15 protein-coding genes are annotated in these 19,670 nt (G+C 41.0%); 9 read left to right on the plus strand and 6 right to left on the minus strand.

Translation table 11 applies throughout. The annotated features are described in order from the left end of the window. Positions 1-114: 114 nt before the first annotated feature. Positions 115-768, minus strand: coding sequence for an HAD-IA family hydrolase (locus K2F45_RS09875; protein WP_248933429.1), 654 nt, complete (start codon positions 766-768; stop codon positions 115-117). 141 nt (positions 769-909) lie between these two features. On the opposite strand from K2F45_RS09875, the gene K2F45_RS09880 reads away from it, so the two are divergent. Then, complete coding sequence (locus K2F45_RS09880) at positions 910-1,437, plus strand: DUF962 domain-containing protein (protein ID WP_075991994.1); 528 nt, start codon at positions 910-912, stop codon at positions 1,435-1,437. Positions 1,438-1,675: 238 nt separating this feature from the next. On the opposite strand, the gene K2F45_RS09885 is transcribed toward K2F45_RS09880, so the two are convergent. Beyond that, positions 1,676-3,001, minus strand: coding sequence for an ABC transporter permease (locus K2F45_RS09885; protein WP_248933430.1), 1,326 nt, complete (start codon positions 2,999-3,001; stop codon positions 1,676-1,678). Continuing rightward, positions 2,994-3,929: an ABC transporter ATP-binding protein gene (locus tag K2F45_RS09890; protein ID WP_248933431.1), complete on the minus strand. Its 936-nt coding sequence runs from the start codon at positions 3,927-3,929 to the stop codon at positions 2,994-2,996. Before K2F45_RS09890 ends, K2F45_RS09885 begins: the two co-directional genes overlap by 8 nt. A 435-nt stretch (positions 3,930-4,364) precedes the next feature. Between K2F45_RS09890 and yihA the strand changes: the two genes are divergently transcribed. The 3 genes from yihA (at position 4,365) to K2F45_RS09905 (ending at position 7,622) form a co-directional block, all read left to right on the plus strand. Then, on the plus strand, positions 4,365-4,994 hold the full coding sequence (yihA, locus tag K2F45_RS09895) for a ribosome biogenesis GTP-binding protein YihA/YsxC (RefSeq protein ID WP_248933432.1): 630 nt from the start codon (positions 4,365-4,367) through the stop codon (positions 4,992-4,994). A gap of 16 nt (positions 4,995-5,010) precedes the next feature. Further along, positions 5,011-5,865 carry a UbiA-like polyprenyltransferase gene (locus K2F45_RS09900; protein WP_248933433.1) on the plus strand — a complete coding sequence of 285 codons (855 nt, stop codon included), beginning with the start codon at positions 5,011-5,013 and terminating at the stop codon, positions 5,863-5,865. Between the two features lie 80 nt (positions 5,866-5,945). Further along, positions 5,946-7,622 carry a PNGase F N-terminal domain-containing protein gene (locus tag K2F45_RS09905; RefSeq protein ID WP_248933434.1) on the plus strand — a complete coding sequence of 559 codons (1,677 nt, stop codon included), beginning with the start codon at positions 5,946-5,948 and terminating at the stop codon, positions 7,620-7,622. Positions 7,623-7,699: 77 nt separating this feature from the next. Here the strand turns inward: K2F45_RS09905 and K2F45_RS09910 are convergent, their stop codons facing one another. Beyond that, positions 7,700-8,161, minus strand: a complete 462-nt coding sequence (locus K2F45_RS09910; RefSeq protein WP_248933805.1) for an Lrp/AsnC family transcriptional regulator — start codon at positions 8,159-8,161, stop codon at positions 7,700-7,702. Positions 8,162-8,318: 157 nt separating this feature from the next. On the opposite strand from K2F45_RS09910, the gene K2F45_RS09915 reads away from it, so the two are divergent. The 3 genes from K2F45_RS09915 to K2F45_RS09925 all read left to right on the plus strand — a co-directional run bounded on the left by K2F45_RS09915 (position 8,319) and on the right by K2F45_RS09925 (position 11,602). Beyond that, positions 8,319-9,386 (plus strand): PLP-dependent cysteine synthase family protein, encoded by a 1,068-nt coding sequence (locus tag K2F45_RS09915; RefSeq protein WP_248933435.1) that lies wholly within the window; start codon positions 8,319-8,321, stop codon positions 9,384-9,386. A gap of 99 nt (positions 9,387-9,485) precedes the next feature. Beyond that, a complete protein-coding gene (locus tag K2F45_RS09920; RefSeq protein ID WP_248933436.1) occupies positions 9,486-11,171 on the plus strand; it encodes a protein-disulfide reductase DsbD family protein in 1,686 nt (561 codons plus the stop codon). A gap of 53 nt (positions 11,172-11,224) precedes the next feature. Next, complete coding sequence (locus K2F45_RS09925) at positions 11,225-11,602, plus strand: hypothetical protein (protein WP_248933437.1); 378 nt, start codon at positions 11,225-11,227, stop codon at positions 11,600-11,602. Positions 11,603-11,671: 69 nt separating this feature from the next. Here the strand turns inward: K2F45_RS09925 and K2F45_RS09930 are convergent, their stop codons facing one another. Together K2F45_RS09930 and K2F45_RS09935 are read right to left on the minus strand one after the other, a co-directional pair. Beyond that, the gene (locus K2F45_RS09930) at positions 11,672-14,269 is read right to left on the minus strand and encodes a DUF5686 and carboxypeptidase-like regulatory domain-containing protein (RefSeq protein WP_075992002.1); all 2,598 of its coding nucleotides are present in this window, start codon (positions 14,267-14,269) and stop codon (positions 11,672-11,674) included. A gap of 301 nt (positions 14,270-14,570) precedes the next feature. Beyond that, the gene (locus K2F45_RS09935; protein ID WP_248933438.1) at positions 14,571-16,250 is read right to left on the minus strand and encodes an RluA family pseudouridine synthase; all 1,680 of its coding nucleotides are present in this window, start codon (positions 16,248-16,250) and stop codon (positions 14,571-14,573) included. A 338-nt stretch (positions 16,251-16,588) separates the two neighbouring features. On the opposite strand from K2F45_RS09935, the gene K2F45_RS09940 reads away from it, so the two are divergent. Together K2F45_RS09940 and K2F45_RS09945 are read left to right on the plus strand one after the other, a co-directional pair. Beyond that, positions 16,589-17,062 carry a Dps family protein gene (locus K2F45_RS09940; RefSeq protein WP_153846887.1) on the plus strand — a complete coding sequence of 158 codons (474 nt, stop codon included), beginning with the start codon at positions 16,589-16,591 and terminating at the stop codon, positions 17,060-17,062. Positions 17,063-17,210: 148 nt separating this feature from the next. Beyond that, complete coding sequence (locus tag K2F45_RS09945; RefSeq protein ID WP_075992005.1) at positions 17,211-19,670, plus strand: glycoside hydrolase family 31 protein; 2,460 nt, start codon at positions 17,211-17,213, stop codon at positions 19,668-19,670.

Raw genomic sequence — 19,670 nt, forward strand, 5'->3', positions numbered from 1 at the left:
AAGGATCTATTATAAAAAAAGCTCCAAACATTTTGTTTGGAGCTTTTTTTATGCAATTCTACACGTTTTTCCTTCAACTTCATCATTTCAGCCATTCCATTCTCCAAAGGAGACTTAATATCGGAAAAATTCTATCAGATCTGTCACTGTAGCCAATAGATAGGTCGGATCTTCCTGTTCTAGTTCGGCTTGGCTACCATAGCCATACAATACACCAACAGCATCCATGCCTGTTTCTCGGGCACCAATCAGATCATGTTTGCGATCTCCGATCATGAGGCAGTCTTGTGGACGTGTTAGCTTGGCCTGTTCCATGACATATTGGATGACACTGGTTTTGGTCGGTCTGGAATCGTCCAAAGCGCTTCCGCCCGCAAAATCAAAATAGGTATTTATTGCAAAGTGCTGTAATATCTTGTGGGCGAAAATTTCGGGTTTGGAGGTCGCAAGGTAGATACTGTATCCTTTTGTTTTCAGCAATGCTAAAAGCTCAGGTATGCGATCAAACAGGATATTCTCATATAGCCCTATGGTTGAAAAGCGTTCTCGATATTTTTCTACACAGGCAATTGCTTCGCTTTCCTCAAATCCAAAGGTATGTATGAAAGAATCTTTAAGGGGTGGGCCGATCAAGGGTTTGAGGCTATTCAGATCTGCTGTATGGATGCCTTTGGATTCCAAGGCATAGGCAATACATTTGGTAATCCCTTCTGCGGGGTCGGTCAGGGTTCCATCCAGATCAAATAAGATATGTTTGTAAGACTTCATGTTGCAATATTACGGAATAGAATAGGAGTAAGCGAGTTTGTATGCGCTGAAAGCATATAATGACGTGCAGCAGACCAAAAAATAAGGGATATTATCATTTTTAAGGCCTAAGGCATGCTCAATATTTGTTAAATTTGCCGAATGAAACAAAAGAAGAAAGTTCAAGAAGTCGAACCTTTACGTCCCGTAGATAAGTATTTTGCGGAGCTTGATGCTAATTTTCAGGATCCGACCAATCGTCTGATTCAAGCCATCTTTTTACCATTATTGTTTTTTGGTATCATGGGCTGCATCTGGATGATCCCATTTCCACAGTTCGAGTTCTTGGTCAAACTCAATTGGCATACTTTTTTGAATTGGGGGTCTTTCTTCATCGCTATTGTCATTTATTATTATTTAAAGCTGTCTGCAACGTTGTCCTATGCGATATTATTCTCTATCGGGGGAATGAGTTTCTTTATTGTGCAATTGGAATACGCGCAAAAGAATGGCGGCCCAGCTGTCATCTGGGTGTGTTTGGGGATCGCATTGCTAGCTATTGTCGCGCTGTTTATCGGTAAGGGAAAGGAAAAGAAGAAAATAACAGGACAGCAGTTTCTACAGTTTTTACTTGTAGGACCGATATGGTTGTGGCATTTTGTCTTTAAAAAATTGAATTTAAGATATTAACTGAGCTGTTTTTAGGTGCTTATCTTACTATTTATGATTGTAGCCTAATCGGGATGCTTGTATATAAAAGAAAAGGGGCTGTCCAAAAAAAAGGTTGGATAGCCCCTTGTTTCTTGATATTTTAACGTCTACCCATACAGGAACTTTTCAAATATCCAATTCTCAGAGGTTTTTTTTTACTTTTTAGACACCCCCTTTTTATGTTGTTGTCGTTATGTGCAGCTGGTTCAGAATACGATTAGCCTTTGTAATTGAACCATTTGATAATTTCTTTGAGACTTGCTTTTTTACCATAGATCAAAATACCGACACGGTAGATACGGGCAGCGACCCAGGTTACCAATAAGAAGGTTAGTATGAGCAAGGTTAACGAGGTCAGGATCTGCCATAGGGGTACACCAAAAGGTATGCGAACGAGCATAGCGATGGGTGAGGTGAATGGAATAAAGCTTAACCATGTTGCAATCGGTCCATTGGGATCATTGATAATGACGCCGAACGAGAGAATATAGGTCAATAGCAAGGGCATGGTAATAGGCATGGAAAACTGATTGGCCTCTGTTTCGTTGTCGACAGCTGAGCCTGCAGCGGCAAAAATAGCACTATACAACAGGTATCCGGCAATAAAAAACAGAAAGAAGAAAATGATGACCTCCGTGAAGTTAAAGCTTTGGATCGACGTAAGGATCGAAGCAGAATCATTCTGGGCCATTGCTTTTGATACGGTACTCATATTGCCCGCCCCAGGTTGGCTTGCGGCAACCTCCTGCATATCCTGAGGGTTGACAAATAGGAGCGTTGCTGTGATAAATAGGCCTCCTGTAAGCACGAGCCACATGACAAATTGTGTCAGTCCAACCATACCAATCCCAACAATTTTACCCATCATGAGCTGAAAGGGTTTGACCGAGGAAATAATGACTTCGATGATACGGTTGCTTTTTTCTTCGATAATACCACGCATTACCTGGGCACCATAGAGAAACAGCGATAGGTATACTAAGATAGCCAAAGCGACACCAAGACCCATTGCAATGGCTGTATTGCTGTTCTTTTCTTCACCGTCTGCTGTTATTTCTTTTGCATCGATGGTGACTTTAGGCTTAATGGACTGGATAATCTGCAGGTCGATTCCCTTGGCTTTATATTCCTTTTCACGGATGATTTCTTCCAGCTGGCCGCTAATGATCTCCTGTATGACAAAACTTGTCTTGCCGCCGGTAATCAGTTCGGCTCTTTCGCTTGTTAAAATATCTTTTGGAATATAAAGGATCGACTGTTTTCCTTCGCTTTGTGTAAGCTGCGCTTTTTGGGCCTGAAGGTCCAATTTGGATACCGTATAACTTACATTTTTATTGCTTTGGAGTTTGCTGGCAAAATCGCCTTGCTCATCTAAAATAAAGACTTCGGTGTGCGAATCTTTGAAGCTCTTTTTTGTCAGATAAAACATGCCTGCATACAGTGCGAAAAAGAACAGGGGCACGGCAAAAGTCATGACAATAAAAGATTTTTTCTTGACACGTGATAGGTATTCCCTTTGGATGATGAGTAATATTTTATGCATGATCGTTAGCTGTAGGTGAGACTTGTGTTACTTTTTGGATGAAAATATCCGCCATGGAGGGAACGATTTCAATGAGTTGATTGAGCTGTATTTGGGGGATGAAACGCATTAATACATCATTGATATGAATGTTGTTATTTAACTGAATTGTAGTAATGTATGTTTTTTCATGCTTACTTGACGTGATGACCTTAAATAGGGTGTCGTCGGACAGAAGAAAATTATCTTCGCTGGCTGTATATTCCAATCGATAGGTTTGATTTCGGTATTCTTTTTTAATCGCTTGTACAGAACCATCCAGTATTTTTTTTGATCGGTTGATGAGGGCAATATTATCGCAGAGCTCTTCCACAGTCTCCATGCGGTGTGTGGAAAATATAATGGTCGCACCTTCTTGATTTAAGCGGAGAATCTGTTCTTTTATGATATTGGCATTTACGGGATCAAATCCCGAAAAGGGCTCATCTAAGATAATCAATTGTGGTTGGTGGATGACTGTAGCGACAAATTGTACTTTTTGCTGCATACCTTTACTGAGATCTTCTATTTTTTTGTCCAACCAGGATGTGATGTCCAGGCGCTGGCACCAATCTCGGATGCGTGCTAAGGCTTCTCGCTTGGAAAGTCCCTTAAGTTGTGCCAAATACAACATTTGATCGCCAATTTTCATTTTTTTGTACAAACCCCGCTCTTCGGGTAAATAGCCGATTTGAGCAATATGCTGTGGGCCCAAGGGTTCGCCATTAAACAGAATGTCGCCGGAATCGGGAGCAGTAATTTGGTTAATAATACGGATCAGGGATGTTTTTCCAGCCCCGTTTGGCCCCAATAGCCCAAAAATCTTACCCTTTGGGATTTGAATGGATACATCGTCCAATGCACGGTGATTGGCGTAATCTTTGGTGACATGATTGATTTCGAGTAACATCTATTTTAAGGTTTAATTTATTCGTGCTTTGGGTTTGTAAGAACATGGCTTTTTTTCCAAAGACTGACGTTTATTTATGTAGTTAGTATCTTGTACAGCTGAATTGTTACAGCATCCCTGAAAAATTTTATGCAAGGTGATGTTTCCATTCTTCGCACTGGCCATCTTTTATTATGCGCAGGCCTCTTTTATATTCATACAGGTCTTCTTATTACATGCAGGACTTCTTTTATTTGGTTAATACTACATCGTTTTCCGATTGCATAACGCCGCTTCGGAATGCGCTTATTCGTTTGACTAATCGTTTGTAGTGAAAGTTAAAAATAATTAGGGACATTTTATTATCCTGCCCATAAAATCGGAGGTCAAGCTTTTTTATGGAATAGAAGCGGTACAAATCTTGTCAAAGGGATTCATTTAACGTACCTTTGTTTCATGGAAGTGAAAAAAGCCGAATTCGTGTGCAGTAACACGAGAGTTGACAAATTACCTGCACCTAATTTGCCGGAATATGCGTTTATCGGACGTTCAAATGTCGGTAAATCATCGTTGATCAATGCGATGACCAACAAGAAAGGACTTGCCAAGACCTCCCAAAAACCTGGTAAGACGCAATTGATCAATCATTTTATCATCGACGATACATGGTATTTGGTGGATTTGCCAGGTTATGGTTTTGCTAAGGCCTCTAAAACAAGTCGCAACGAATGGGAAAAGTTCATCCGTCGATATCTTACCCATCGGGACAATTTGCAATGCGTTTTTGTGTTGGTGGATAGCCGTCATGAACCACAAAAGATTGATCTTGATTTTTGCTATTGGTTGGGTGAATGCGGTTTACCATTTATGTTGGTTTTCACCAAAGCCGATAAGCAATCGGCTGTTAAATCCGATGCAAATATTGCGAAATTTAAAAAATCATTGCTCCAATGGTTTGAGGAGGTGCCGCCGATTTTCCTAACGTCTGCGGAGAAGAAAATGGGCCATGAACCTATTTTAGAAGCTATCGGTGAAGTTAATGGCCGATTTGTTCGCCCTGAACTCGACGGAAACGAACAGTTTTAGCTAGATTTTAAGTTAGATGAAAAAATACCTGTCTTTAGTTTTATTTGCCCATAGTGTATTTGCGCTGCCATTTGCCTTTATTGGCTTCTTTTTGGCCTTGCACACAACGGACTATGTCTTTTCGTGGAAATTATTGGTGTTAATGCTCGTTTGTATGGTGACGGCCCGTAATGCTGCCATGGCATTCAATCGTTATCTGGATAGAGATATTGATGCCATTAATCCAAGAACGGCCATGCGTGATATTCCTGCCGGAAAAATTTCCGCTAAAAATGCGCTGGTTTTTACGCTGGTAAATTGTCTGATTTTTATTGCTGCGACGTATTTTATCAATTCTCTTTGTTTTATGTTGTCGCCCATTGCACTTTTTGTTGTGCTTTTTTACTCCTATACAAAGCGCATAACGCCCTTATGTCATCTTGTATTGGGAGCAGGGCTAGGATTGGCTCCAATAGGCGCATATATGGTTATTACAGGACAATTTGCGACCGTTCCGGTACTTTATGGTTTCGCGGTGTTGACTTGGGTGAGTGGCTTCGATATTATTTACGCTTTGCAGGACGAAGCCTTTGATCGGGCAAATCAGCTAAATTCTATACCCGTGTGGTTAGGAACGAAGGGAGCTATGCGCGTTTCGGAATGCCTGCATGTGCTTTCTTTTATATTTATTTTAATACCAGCATTTTTGATGCCTGTAGGTTGGATTTATTATTTAGGTGTGGTCTTTTATGGGGCGCTGCTGATTTACCAGCATACCCTGTTTTCATCGACCAATCTAAGTCGGGTCAATCGCGACTTTATGACAACCAATGGTTATGCCTCGGTGATTTTTGCGGTATTTTACCTCTTGGATATCTGGTTGATCAAATAAACGTTTTAGCATAAAATAAGAAAGGCTTTAGGAATTCCTAAAGCCTTTCTTATTTTTGCATCTAAACCAATACACATGCTATGAAGAAAAGTATTCTTTTTACGTCTATTTTATGTTTGTCATTGTCTTCGCAGGCGCAAAAGTTGGCGAATTATGTGATTCAATATAATCAAAGTTTCAATGGGAATACAGCGGCCAATCAAAGTGCCATTCTGGTCTATGCCAATGAAAAGGAGACTTTTGTTAGTTCGGCAAAAGAAATGAACGGACAGTTGGCGCCGCCATACGAACGGGTTGTGGTGGAGCGTGCTGGAGGCAATGCCTTACTTAAAATTGCTAAACTCAAAGACGGATCAATCATTCTGACCAAAGATTCGCTCGCGCTTTCGAAGCAAAAATTTAACGCCACAAACGAGACCAAAACAATCTTGGGTTATCCCTGTAAAAAAGTGGAGACGAGCATCAATTCCAATAAAATAGAAGTTTGGTATACCGATAAATTAGGGGTAAAAGGCGCACCCACAGAGCTTGGTCAGGACCTTGGTCTGGTACTCGAGGTAATCCGCAATGGGAATACACGTACCTTTGCCACCAAAGTAGAAAAGGTAAAGACTATACCGGATCAACTGAGGCTAAGAGGAACTGAAAAACCTTACGATGAACTTTCTTATAAAGATCTTATCTGGAAGAACCGTTTTATCCAAATACCTGTCTTCCGGAAGGAGCGTATACGTTTTTCGGATGGTGTAAAGTCGGATTCTATTTTGCGTTTTGCTAATGGGACAGTTTTGGTAAAAAAGGTGAAAATCCCCAAAATAAAAGCAAGCGACAATGTATTTGTGCAGTTGGTCGAACAATCGAAAGGTGATGCCTATGATCGCACGGGATCAGTTTTTATCATCCCGACCAACAAGGCGCAGAGCTTTTTGGATGGCATGAAAAATGGTATGGGTACCCTTCCCAAGTATGAAAATGGTAATGGTAAGACCTATCAAGGGGTTGTGAAAACAGCATCCTTTGAGCCTATTGTTGAGTTAATGCGTTTCTTTACACCTTTTGGTGTTAAGCAGTTTAACTATCTTCAGTTAAAGGATAAGGTTTGGCAAGACTCGGTGCTGTACCGTCAGGACGTAACCGAATTGGCGGGTATGTTGAGCGAGCAGGAAGTCTATGTGGGGGCCTTCATTGGTAACTATGATAAAAATGGACATGAGGTGAGCGTGGAGCTGACGATACATCCGGGCTTCGATGCCGAGTCAAAAGGCAGTCTGAAAAAGACGATGTCTTTATTTACGACGACCAATGTCATGGAAATGAGCGGTCAGGAGTACGGATCTATGTTTGACAAGGAGAAAGGTCTTACTGTTTCATTTCATTTGGACCAGGATGCTAAAAACGTGCAATTACGCTATATTACCACCGGGCATGGAGGCTGGGGTAATGGTGATGAGTTTGTACCTAAAGAAAACCGCATTTTCCTAAACGATTCATTGCGCTTTAAATACACACCTTGGCGCAATGATTGTGGTTCTTATCGTTTGTCGAACCCAGCTTCAGGCAATTTTGCTACAGGGTTGTCTTCATCCGACCTGAGTCGCTCCAATTGGTGTCCAGGTACAGTAACGCCACCGATCTATATTGATTTGGGGAATTTAAAAGCAGGCGATTACACCATGCAGGTACAGATCCCACAGGGAGCGCCTGAAGGAACGAGTTTCAGTAGCTGGAACGTGACGGGTACCTTGTTATTCGATTAATTATTTTTTTATTGCTATCATGTACAATAGTGCTATTGCACATGATAGCGATATCCCTTCGTTTTTTAAGACAAAAATTAAAGGGGATAAGCCGTCTCGCTTTTTGTCTCCGATAATACAAAGTAGGTCTGTACGGTGTTTACTTGCGGTAATACAGCCAGTCGATGCCGAAGAAAAATATGATAAGCATCCATATCTTTGGTTGCTATACGTAACATAAAGTCGTAAGAACCCGCCATTTGGTAGCATTCCATCACCTCAGGAAATTTAGCCACCTCTTTTTCAAATTCATTCAAGACTTCAAAAGTATGTGCCTTGAGAAAAACCTGGGAAAATGAAATTAACCCAATGCCTATCTTGTGGCGGTCCAAAATTGCCACCGTTTTTTTGATGTAACCCAACCGCTTTAGCTTTCTAACACGTTCATGAACAGCTGCGATAGATTTGTTGAGTTCAAAGGAAAGCGCTTTATTGCTCATGGAGGCATCTTGCTGTAGGAGGCGCAATAATTTTACATCGATATCATCCAATTCCATAATCTGAATATTTCCGGTACGGGTGTAAAAATACACTATTGTTCTGAATTATTTATTGGTTTTTATGTCTTTTAATTTAATTTTTATTGAAATTATGGTGGTGTATTGAATATTATCTTGTCATTGGTCAATTTTGCAACAGAATAATCATTTATAAGAAATGGCTGAACAAGAATTATTAAGTGCGTGTTTGTCACCTGCATTGGACAAGAGATTCAAACATCTGTGGCGATTAGTCGGAAATACGCCGATGTTGGAACTACAGTTTACTTACAAAGGTAAACCGGGGCGAATTTTCGTGAAATGTGAGAACTACAACCTGACGGGTAGCATTAAGGATAGAATGGCACTCTATATTCTATACAAAGCGTATATGAATTGTCAGATTCGCCCGACTGATGTTGTTATTGAAGCCACGAGTGGAAATACAGGGATTGCTTTTTCAGCAATCGGCAAAGCGCTTGGTCATCAAGTAAAGATTATTATGCCCAACTGGCTGAGTAAGGAGCGTACCGATATTATTCGAAGTATGGGAGCGGATATTCAGTTGATAAGCAAAGAAGAAGGTGGTTTTTTAGGAAGTATTCGTTTAAGTGAAGAGCTTGCTGCGAAAGGCGGTGTTTTTCTTCCACGACAATTTGAGAATCAATATAATGCCGAAGCGCATGAGAAAACTACAGGTTACGAGATTGTAAAGCAATTGGAGGAACAGGGCTTAGTTGCTGATGCTTTTGTCGCTGGCGTGGGAACCGGTGGCACGGTAATGGGTGTAGGGAGAAGCTTAAGAAAGGTAAACCCAAATGTCCGTGTCCATCCACTGGAGCCGGCAGAAAGTCCAACCTTGACTACAGGACATAAAGTAGGTTCACACCGTATTCAGGGAATATCAGATGAGTTTATTCCTGCTATTGTGGATTTAGATGAACTCGATACAGTGGTTTGTGCGAATGATGGTGATTCCATTATTATGGCGCAGAAACTATCGCGCCAGTTGGGATTGGCTGTTGGTATCTCTTCCGGAGCAAATGTAATCGGAGCGATTAAATTACAACAGGAGCTGGGTGATGAGGCTATCGTGGTGACGCTACTTTGTGATGATAACAAAAAATACCTAAGTACTGATTTGGTGAAAGAGGAACCGGTAAAAGAAGGATATCTTTCTACAGACGTTGATTTTTCGGGTTTTCAACCTATTTGCAGATTGGCAAATCCAGTATTTGGAGCCTAAAAAGATTTAGTTTCATATGTTTATAGTTAACTCGGGGAGTCTCTAGCTCCTCGGGTTTCATTTATTCAAAAACCAATATATACCTAAGAATAACACAAAATGAAAGTCAATTTCAAATTATTTATCCTTCTCATGTTGCTGATAGCGCCTGTGTCCATGTTTGCCCAAGCAGATACAACAACAAACAAGTTGGAGGGGCTTGAGTTTACGGATGGTACGATCAGTCCCGATTCACTATCTTTTGAGGAATCTCCGGATACCTCTACCGTAAAGGCCGACTCGAACAAGACCACAGTAGCGGCAGTAGCAACAGGTGAAAAAGCTGCTGGGGCAGAAAAGAAATCATTGTGGAGTATCTTTATTGCAGGCCTTATAGGCGGTTTTGCAGCATTATTGATGCCTTGTATTTTTCCGATGCTACCCCTGACGGTGAGTTATTTTACGAAACAGTCGGGAAGTCGTGCCAGTGGTATCAGTAAAGCCCTGTTGTATGGATTATTTATTATTGTGATTTATGTTGCTTTGGGGATGATTATCACGATCGCATTCGGATCTGATGCACTCAATGCGCTTTCGACTAACGGTATATTCAACTTCATTTTCTTTTTGTTGTTGGTTGGATTTGCGGCATCTTTTTTTGGTGCATTTGAAATTACTTTACCAAGCTCCTTTGTCAATAAAATGGATGCCAAATCAGATAAAGGTGGTTTGGTCGGCTTGTTCTTTATGGCCTTCAGCTTGTCATTGGTTTCATTTTCTTGTACAGGACCGATTATTGGGACGTTGTTGGTTGAGGCAGCTTCGAAAGGGGAAAGATTAGGTCCAGCAATTGGGATGTTGGGATTCTCCATTGCCCTGGCCATTCCTTTTGGTTTGTTCGCCATGTTTCCTTCCATGCTTAAATCCTTGCCGAAATCCGGTGGTTGGCTGAATAGTGTAAAAGTAGTATTGGGATTTTTGGAACTCGCTTTAGCATTGAAATTTTTATCCAATGTCGACTTAGCTTATCACTGGAATTGGTTGGATAGAGAGGTGTTCCTGTCGCTATGGATTGCTATTTTTGCTTTGATGGGTCTATACTTGATTGGCAAGATAAAGTTCTCCCATGACAGTGAGCTGAAATTCCTATCTGTTCCCAGAACGATCTTGGCAATTGTTGTTTTTTCTTTTGTGGTCTATATGGTGCCCGGTTTATGGGGAGCACCTTTAAAATCGATTTCTGCTTTTTTACCACCATCGGCAACACAAGACTTTGATCTTTCTTCGGGTGTAAGCTCTGGTGCTGCTGCACATTCAGACGGGAAGGTGAAAAAATATGCTGAAATTTTTCATGAAAGAGGCACGCCAAAAGGATTTGATCCTTATTATGATTACGACCAGGCATTAGCTACGGCTAAAGAATTAAACAAGCCCGTTTTAATCGATTTTACGGGTTGGAATTGTGTCAATTGTCGTAAAATGGAAGCGAATGTTTGGACAGACCAAGCGGTGGCCAAATTATTAAAAGAAGAGTTTGTTATGGCCGAGCTTTTTGTGGATGATAAGACCGAGCTGGCTGCCAATGAACAATTTGTTTCCAAATATAGCGGCAAAAAGATCAATACAATCGGTAAGAAAAATAGCGATTTTCAAGCTGCCACATTCGATAGCAATTCACAGCCACTGTATGTAATTGTCGATCCGACGGGCAAAAAACTGGTGCCTCAGAGCGGTGCCAACTACAATGTAGAAGAGTACAAGGCATTCCTGCAAAGTGGTGTGGATGCATTTAAACATAAAAACTAACCATCGTCATATGCTAATTTTATCCTCCTTGTTATGTGCAAGGGGGATTTTTTTTGATAAAATATCGCTTTTTTGTCTCCAGGGCTTATGCAGTGGGGCTGTCTTCGTATTGTCTTCGTATTGTGTTCGTACCAGCTTCGGACGGGGACAATCTTGCAACATATATTGACCAAACCCTGACCAGATATTTCCTGTTCGGGGTCTGTTCAACAACTGTACAGCACCTGTTCAATATCTGTTGCTTGTCCGAAGCAGGTACGAAGCAGGTACGAATCTTTCCCCGAACCCTACCTGAGGTGAATGTGCCGCCCCCACCAAGTAATCCAGGTTTTCAACCGTCACGGGATTCATATCCATCACTACCATTTTATCTTCCTACTTATCCTCCAGGTGGCGATGGTGGCGGGGGAGCCGATGTTTCGGAAGCATAAGGCAAAAAAAGAAGCCCTGTCATTTGTATGAACAGGGCTTCAAATTATACTATAAATTTATGGAAACTATTAGAAGTCAAATCTGACCCGTGCACGAATACCCCAGGCTGGTGCATCGACGTGATCAAGATAGTTTAGACGTTTTACGTAGTCTACACGTAAGATTTTAAAGATGTTGGATAAACCGATACTCGCTTCCATATAAGGTTCTGAACCGAACGTATAGGAGCTTTGTATGCCATCCGCGTTGTGCTGCCAAGTGAATACCTTTGAACCATAATTAGGGTCGTCAGGATTGTTTTCTTTACGCAGTCCACCGTATACCCCTTTGAAGCTAAATACTTCGCGTAATTTAAGTTTTTTGATCAACGGAATCTTGTTCAAAAGGAAGCCGTTCATATAATATTGCACGTTCAATGAGGCATTATGGTCACTCACAAACTCAAGGAAGTTCATCAAGTTATACGAGTTCAATTGATAAGCATAGGTCTGGTTGGCGCGGTGGATTGTCAAGAAAGGGAATGGGATCTCTTTCCCTGCAATATAGTTACCCTCAGCTGTCACGTCAGCAAATCCAAATTGACTAAAATAAAAGCGCTTGAACGCACCAACATTAAAGTTGTGGTAATTGTATTCACCCTTCGCTAATCCTTTGATTCCAGCGGTATAATTGAACGTGAAGATCGGATATTGGTTGAATATAGGTGTCCGGTAAATCTTTCCTTGATAAAACTCTTCATGTGGAGCATATCTGAAATTTACAGATACTTCGGTCGAGTTCAATTCATTGAACAGTCTACTTTCATTGTTGGCATCGACCATTTGGTAAGTCAGACTTCCTGCAGGTGTTTGTCTGTTGATATTGAAAGCAGCGCCAATAGCCAGGTGATTTAAAAATTCTTTTTTATACTCTAAGCCATAATTTGTCTCATAGATGTAACGGTCATTATCTCCGCGTTTGAAAGATAGCAAGAAGTTGTCTTCCTGAATAAATTCCAGTTTTTGTCCCGGAATCTTCGTATCCTTTTTATAAGAGGCCCTGATGTAGTGCATCGGGAAGGAGTATACTGATTTGTTGTTGAACGCATAGGTGCCGCTGAAAAAGTATTTCCACTTCTGATCTTTAAAACCATAGGCCGCATAAGTTTCAGCATAGAAGCGTTTGCTTAACGATTCTGTCGTACGTCCGCCGACACGTAAACGGAAACCTTCTACGGGATTAAAGCTATAGAATGTATTGACAGGGCCGATTTCAACTGGACCAGCCTGTTTGTATCCCGATAACAGCAAGGCGGCGATATCCATGAAGGTACGGAATGAAGGAATCTTTTGTAATGTATCTATATTATGATAGATGTTCAGTTCGTTTTGTGCAAGGGCAAGCGGACGTTGTGTTTCAAATAAGGATTTTGTCGCTTTCTTATTTTCGACGTTATAGGCAATAACCGTGGACGGGCCGTCATAGATGCTGTCCGGTTGCTGGATGCCAACTTTGTAATTGTTGTAATCTACAGTTCGGCTACCGCGTATACCCATACCTTTCTCTGTTAAAGAAAAATCGATGCCTAGTGTACTTGTTTTTAGGTAGAATCGACTTTTGCTGTCTTTCTCAAATTTAAGCTGTATCTGAAGGTCACGGACAAAGTTTAGATTAATATCATCAGCAACAGTCATATTGGCGCCCTGCACGGCATAATTGCCGTCTAAAGTAACGTACAGTTGACCTTTGAATAACATGTCCGCTTTGTTGCGCGGAAAGAAGCTTAATTCGACCAACCAAGGTTGTACAGTCTTAATCGTATCCGTAATAAAAAACTTATAAAAAGTAGGAGCGGAGTTTGCAATCGGACTTAAAAACTGATTAGTAACCAATGAAATGTTGTTGTCATAGATATCAACTTGTTCGTACAGTTTATTGAAATAGGCTGTGAGACCATCGTTGTCAATAAATTTAGGGTCAAACTGTGCACGTTGGTCACCAAGGATATACTGTTTGGTTTTGCTTGGATCTTTACGGTAATATACCTTGGACATTTTTTCTTCAATGAAAGCAGGCAAAACATATTTGTTGGCAGTTTTAGCAGAGTCGTCCGTTTCAAAAAGAAATTGATAGTTTTTGAATATTTTTTTATTGACAAATTTCTCCGACAGATTGCTTAATCCTAAAGACATCTTCTCGTATTGGTCAAATTCAGCATATTGTTGCCCTGAAAGTCTGTTTTTTTCCTTATTCTCGATGACTTTTCGGATCAATGCGACAGCAGGATTATCTTTGTTGCTGTATTTTTTCTTTTTGGCCTTGACGACAACTTCTTCCAGCATGTTGTCCTGTTGATCCATCAGAATTTCTTTTGTTTGCGTGGCATCATTCGTAACAAAAGCGTCTTTGCTGTCATAACCAATGTAACTTGCTCTGATTTTTACATAAGATGTTGGAAAGACAAGTTTGTATTCACCATTTGCATTGGTCGATGTTGTGGTTCCAGCAGAAGCTGGTGCGCCAACAACGGCTACGGTAGCATAGGGTATAGGATTCTTGGTCTTTGCATCTCTAACTGTGCCGGTTACGGTTTTGTTTTGGGCAAAAGCCATGGAGACCGTTAGCACGAGCGTTATCGAAAAAAAGAGTTTAGTTATGAAGGTTGTTGCGTTTATTTTAGCTCTCATTATATTGCTATAATCTTGAAAATTCAAAATTGTTTTCCTGTTTCTACTTTATTTTTGACTTTATAGGTATTAAAATCAAAAAATCAGTGAACAAAGGAAACAAAAAATTAAGAATAATTAAAATTTTATTGTAATGTAATAAAGGAAAGTAATTGAATTATATTTCTTTGTAAATAGCTGTTTATTAGTTTTTTATGTTAAATTATTGATTTGGGTCAATAAATTTTACATTACATTTTGACTTGGGGATGATTTTCCGCCGCTTTATTTACTGACTTTTGTAACGATATAGTCAGCGCTATCAAAAATCTGGCTCGATTTCGAAGGTCATTTCTTGCTTGGAACGAGGATGAATAAAGGTAATTGAAGCTGCGTGGAGGTGTAATCTATTGGCTTTTCTGCCATAGAGATCGTCACCAACAATAGGTGTATTTAGGCCATTTGGATGAACGGCATGCATGCGAAGCTGGTGGGTGCGGCCAGTCAGGGGGTAAAACCTGACCCTCGTTTGATTATTCGCTATCGCAATTTTTTCCCATTTTGTCTGCGCTGGCTTGCCATAAGTGTAGCAGACCATTTGCCGGGGTCTATCATCCAGATCTACGCGAAGTGGGAGGTCGATCATACCTGATGCGGCTTCGATAATACCATCCAGTAAGGCAATGTATGTTTTTTTGATGGTATGTTGTATAAATTGATCTTGAATAAATTTATGGGCCTCTTTGTTTTTGGCAACAACCAACAAGCCGGATGTAGACATGTCGAGGCGGTGGATAATAATCGGTCCCGCATTTGGGTAGCGTTGAAGAATACGGTTGTAGACCGAATCCTTTACATATATTCCGGGGACAGACAGAAATTCGGCCGGTTTGTTGATGATAATAATATCCTCATCTTCGTAAATTTGAGGAAGTGCTATATCCAAAGTCATTTCCTGTTGCATTGGATTGGGATCTACGACCAAGCCTTCGAGCATATACCCTAAAATCGGTTCACATTTTTTGCGGCAGGCAGGGTAGTAGTTTTTGTGCCTGCGTATTTCAGATGCAGGTGAGCAGCCCCACCAAAATTCGGCCAAAGCAAGGGGTGTTAACTGGTTTTCATAAGCATATTGCAGCAATTTTGGCGCTGCGCATTCCCCCGATCCGGCAGGCGGTGTTGTGCGGTCAAATTCATCGAATATGCCGACTACATTTTTGTGTTGCCCTTTTGCATTGCGAAAATTATATTGTTCGAAAAGCTGTTTTTGAAGATTTCCCGAGCGCATTTTGCGTTCCTCTTTTAGCGCAGTAATCGTTGATAGCAACTGGTGTAAATGGTTACTTTCTGTCTCCAGGGCCAAATGCATTTCATATTGAAAACGTTGAAGCTGTTGTTTGTCTTTTAAACTCTGGCTCCGCATGTCTTCCATCAATAATTCATACTCCGCATCCGATAAACTGACCTTTAATTTTGTGCGGGTTTCTTTGCGTTCCTTCTTTTGAATTCTCAATTTCGATTTTAGCTCATCGAGTGATTTATCCCATCCGTTTTTTAATAGACCAAGATTACGTTGAGCATGTGCTAGCTCTTCACTTGTTTCAAGATTTTCTATTTTTCGGTTCAGCGCATTGAGATGCACCTCTTCGTTTAGGAAAAAACTGTTTTCTTCCAACATATCGAAGATGGGGGGTACAAAATGCCGGTGTTTGTTGCTCCCGGCCAGTTTTCCCGAAACAGCGGCAAGGTAGCCAAGCTCATTGTGTTGGTTTTTGACAACCAGAACACCGAACATTTTTCCAATAGCGAGTCCCTCCACGGCGGCGTCTAGGCCAAAATTGTGGGTCCAATCGTCTTGGGTTTCGATGTAGTGTTGGAGTTTTTGTGCGGCGGTGACGGCAAGGGGATGCGGTTCATAGCAAAATGGAAAAGTAAATCGTGTCGGAAGTTCAATAGCTGAAATATCCTGTTTGAATTGATGAAAATATGTATTGTTGTCCATTTTGTCCGCAGCGCTCCCTCAAAATAAAGATGTTCGCAAAAATACAACATTATGTGCTTTAAATAATAGCTTGATCGATTTTTGTTTAAAATGTTTCGTGCATAAGGCACTGTCTGGGTTTTATTGCGGTCAACAAAGATCAAGGTATGTGCAGCTTCGGTATTTTCATTTTTCGGCATAGCAAACCTTTTGCAGCTATACGAAATGCAAGTCGGTTTTGGTATAGTGAGTTGAGGTAATTATTGTGAATTTGAGTGGCTTTTTATTTGGTTTTTACTGCATTATTAGGTAAATTTAACTAAGCATTTAAAACATATAGTTAACAAAGGAATATACATATGAAAACTTCAATTGGAATTAAAGATGCAGACTTGAAAAAAGTTGCAAAGTTGCTAAATGTGCTGTTGGCAGATGAACACATTATCTACATGAAAACGCGCAACGCGCATTGGAATGTGGAAGGTGCGGATTTTCATGCTGCTCACTTATTTTTGGAATCACAATACGATGAACTAGCTGAAGTGATCGATGAAGTCGCAGAACGTGTACGTACTTTAGGGCATTATGCGGTAGGTACCTTTGATAAATATTTGAAATTGACTCGTTTAACGGAGTCTACTTCAGAAAAAACCGACAGTCAGTCCTATTATAAGGAATTGTTGGCTGATCATGAATCCATAGCGATGTCAATTCGCGCCGATCTTTCCGTAGTTGAAGGAACGGCGGATAATGGTACGGAGGACTTTTTGGTCGGATTATTAGAAAAGCATGAGAAGATGGCTTGGATGCTTCGTGCGCATTTCATTAAGTAAGCTGTAGAAGTTTATCCACAGGTATTGAAAAAAATTCCGTCTATCCCAATAGGCGGGATTTTTTTTTGTGTTTTGTTGTCAGCGCAGGATTAATTTTCTATCTTAAAGAGGAATTAAGCCTTCAGAAACTTTTTAACATATTACAACTATGCTTGAAGACGACAACCTAAATCAAACCACACTAAATGAGGAGGAAAATGATGGTACTTTGGAGAGTATGCATCATGTGAATAATCCGGTATTGGATTTACCTAAAATTGAAAAGAAATACCTTGAAACCATAGTAGCCCACAATCAAAACGATAAGTCCTATTATTTTTCTGACGGCAAAGCCAAGGTAGAAATTAAGATCGTCACGGACGAGATCGTCAGGGTGCGGCTGGCTCCACAAGGAACTTTTTTGGAGGATTTTTCTTATGCCTTAGCCAAGAAAGATCACCGTGTTAGTATACATCAATGCAAGGAAGAGGCAGACCATTATCTGGTTCATACGAATACAATTTCTTGTAAGATCAATAAGAGTGACTTTTTGATTTCTTTTTCGGACCGTTCAGGGAAGCTATTTAACGCTGATTTGGCACCGATGCACTGGGAGGAAAATCCCGATTTTGGAGGTTACTATGTATATAACACGAAAGTGGCCTTTGAAAATGAAGCTTTTTATGGACTAGGGGACAAGGCCACTAAATTGAATCTGAGAGGTAAAAGACTTAAAAACTGGAATTCAGATACTTATGCTTTTGCTTACGATCAGGATCCACTTTATAAAACTATTCCGTTTTATATTGGTTTAAAAGATGGTGAAGCGTACGGCATATTCTTTGACAATACTTTTAAAACGTATTTTGATTTCGCTGCGGAAGATCCGGGAAAAACAAGCTTTTGGTCCGAAGGCGGGGAACTGCAGTACTACTATATACACGGGCCGCATATTATCGATGTTATCCGTCGTTATCATACGTTGACAGGTACGCATTACCTGCCACCCTTGTGGGCAATTGGTTACCACCAGTGTCGTTGGAGCTACTATCCCGAAGCGAATGTCCGCAAGGTTGCTGAGGAGTTTCGGAAGCGACAGATTCCATGTGATGCTATTTATCTTGATATCGATTATATGGAAGGATACCGCTGTTTTACCTGGAATAAGCAGTATTTCCCCAATCCTAAAAATATGATCAGCGATTTGGCCAATGATGGTTTTAAAACCGTGGTGATGATCGATCCGGGTATTAAGGTTGATGAGAACTACTGGGTGTTCAGGGAAGGGAAAGAAAATAGGTATTTTTGTCGTCGAGGGGACGATTATTTTATGGAAGGATTTGTGTGGCCCGGACGTTGTCAATTTCCTGATTTTACCAATCCGGAGGTTCGTCAATGGTGGGGTACATTATACCAGGGGCTTGTGGAAGATGGTGTTGCAGGCTTCTGGAACGATATGAATGAGCCGGCGGTATTTGGCCGCGGAACATTCCCCGACGATGTACGTCACCAGTACGATGGCCATCGGGGTTCACATCGCAAGGCACACAATGTTTATGGCATGCAGATGGTTCGGGCAACGTATGATGGCTTAAAGAAATTATATAAAAACAAGCGCCCATTCACCATTACCCGAGCGGCTTATGCGGGTACACAACGCTATTCTTCGGTTTGGACTGGCGACAATCTGGCGAGTTGGGAACACCTCAAGCTGGGGACCTTGCAATTACAGCGTCTATCCACTTCGGGTATGTCCTTCTGCGGCACGGATATCGGTGGATTTACGGGCGAACCGGACGGTGAATTATTTACGCGATGGATGCAATTTGGCGTTTTCTCGCCCTTTATGCGTGTGCATTCTGCCGGCGATACCCGCGATCGTGAGCCCTGGAGTTTTGGGGAGGATTGGGAAAAGATCAATCGGAAATTTATCGAACTCCGGTATAAGTTGTTGCCGTATATCTATACCTGTTTTTGGGAGCAGACCAAGTATGGTTTTCCAATATTACGTCCGATTTCCATGGTCGAGCAGCATATACCGACCAACTGGCAACGTGAGGAGGAATTCTGTTTTGGGGATAAAATATTGGTGTCGCCGGTATTGCAGCCAGGACAAAAAAGCAAGATTGTCTATCTACCTGAGGGAACTTGGTTCTATTATTTCAATAATGAAATCTACGTGGGCGGTAAGGAACATACCATCGCTACGCCGATTGATGAAATGCCGATTTTCATTCGCGGGGGATCTGTTATCCCTGAATATCCGGTGATGCAATATACTGGTGAAAAGAAAATTGAGGAGCTACAGCTCAATGTTTACTTCGCTGAAGGTGTAACCCGTTCGTATGTGTATTCAGATCATGGCGACACCTTTGCGTATGAACAAGATATCTATCTTGAAAAATGTTTTACGGTTTCAGGGCTCAAAGAATCCTTGTCGATCAAACAAACCAGAGATGGGCTTTTTACAGAGCGATACGAAGAATATAAACTACAGTTGATCGGCCTGCCTTTTCAAGTGAAGAAGGTGAAGACCGATGGTATTGATACAAAAGTACAAGTAGATGAAAAGGGGCGGTATTGGATTAATGTCGCACGAGAATTTGATAACATATTGATAGAAGGTTAA

The sequence above is a fragment of the Sphingobacterium siyangense genome (assembly GCF_023277505.1).
GTDB classification, from domain to species: Bacteria; Bacteroidota; Bacteroidia; order Sphingobacteriales; family Sphingobacteriaceae; genus Sphingobacterium; species Sphingobacterium siyangense.

Coding starts and splice junctions, on each gene's coding strand:
- K2F45_RS09880 (WP_075991994.1), top strand. CDS start 910: ATGAAACAAAAGAAGAAAGTTCAAGAAGTCGAACCTTTACGTCCCGTA.
- K2F45_RS09940 (WP_153846887.1), top strand. CDS start 16,589: ATGAAAACTTCAATTGGAATTAAAGATGCAGACTTGAAAAAAGTTGCA.
- K2F45_RS09900 (WP_248933433.1), top strand. CDS start 5,011: ATGAAAAAATACCTGTCTTTAGTTTTATTTGCCCATAGTGTATTTGCG.
- K2F45_RS09885 (WP_248933430.1), bottom strand. CDS start 3,001: ATGCATAAAATATTACTCATCATCCAAAGGGAATACCTATCACGTGTC.
- K2F45_RS09890 (WP_248933431.1), bottom strand. CDS start 3,929: ATGTTACTCGAAATCAATCATGTCACCAAAGATTACGCCAATCACCGT.
- K2F45_RS09935 (WP_248933438.1), bottom strand. CDS start 16,250: ATGGACAACAATACATATTTTCATCAATTCAAACAGGATATTTCAGCT.
- K2F45_RS09920 (WP_248933436.1), top strand. CDS start 9,486: ATGAAAGTCAATTTCAAATTATTTATCCTTCTCATGTTGCTGATAGCG.
- K2F45_RS09945 (WP_075992005.1), top strand. CDS start 17,211: ATGCTTGAAGACGACAACCTAAATCAAACCACACTAAATGAGGAGGAA.
- K2F45_RS09930 (WP_075992002.1), bottom strand. CDS start 14,269: ATGAGAGCTAAAATAAACGCAACAACCTTCATAACTAAACTCTTTTTT.
- yihA (WP_248933432.1), top strand. CDS start 4,365: ATGGAAGTGAAAAAAGCCGAATTCGTGTGCAGTAACACGAGAGTTGAC.
- K2F45_RS09905 (WP_248933434.1), top strand. CDS start 5,946: ATGAAGAAAAGTATTCTTTTTACGTCTATTTTATGTTTGTCATTGTCT.
- K2F45_RS09915 (WP_248933435.1), top strand. CDS start 8,319: ATGGCTGAACAAGAATTATTAAGTGCGTGTTTGTCACCTGCATTGGAC.
- K2F45_RS09875 (WP_248933429.1), bottom strand. CDS start 768: ATGAAGTCTTACAAACATATCTTATTTGATCTGGATGGAACCCTGACC.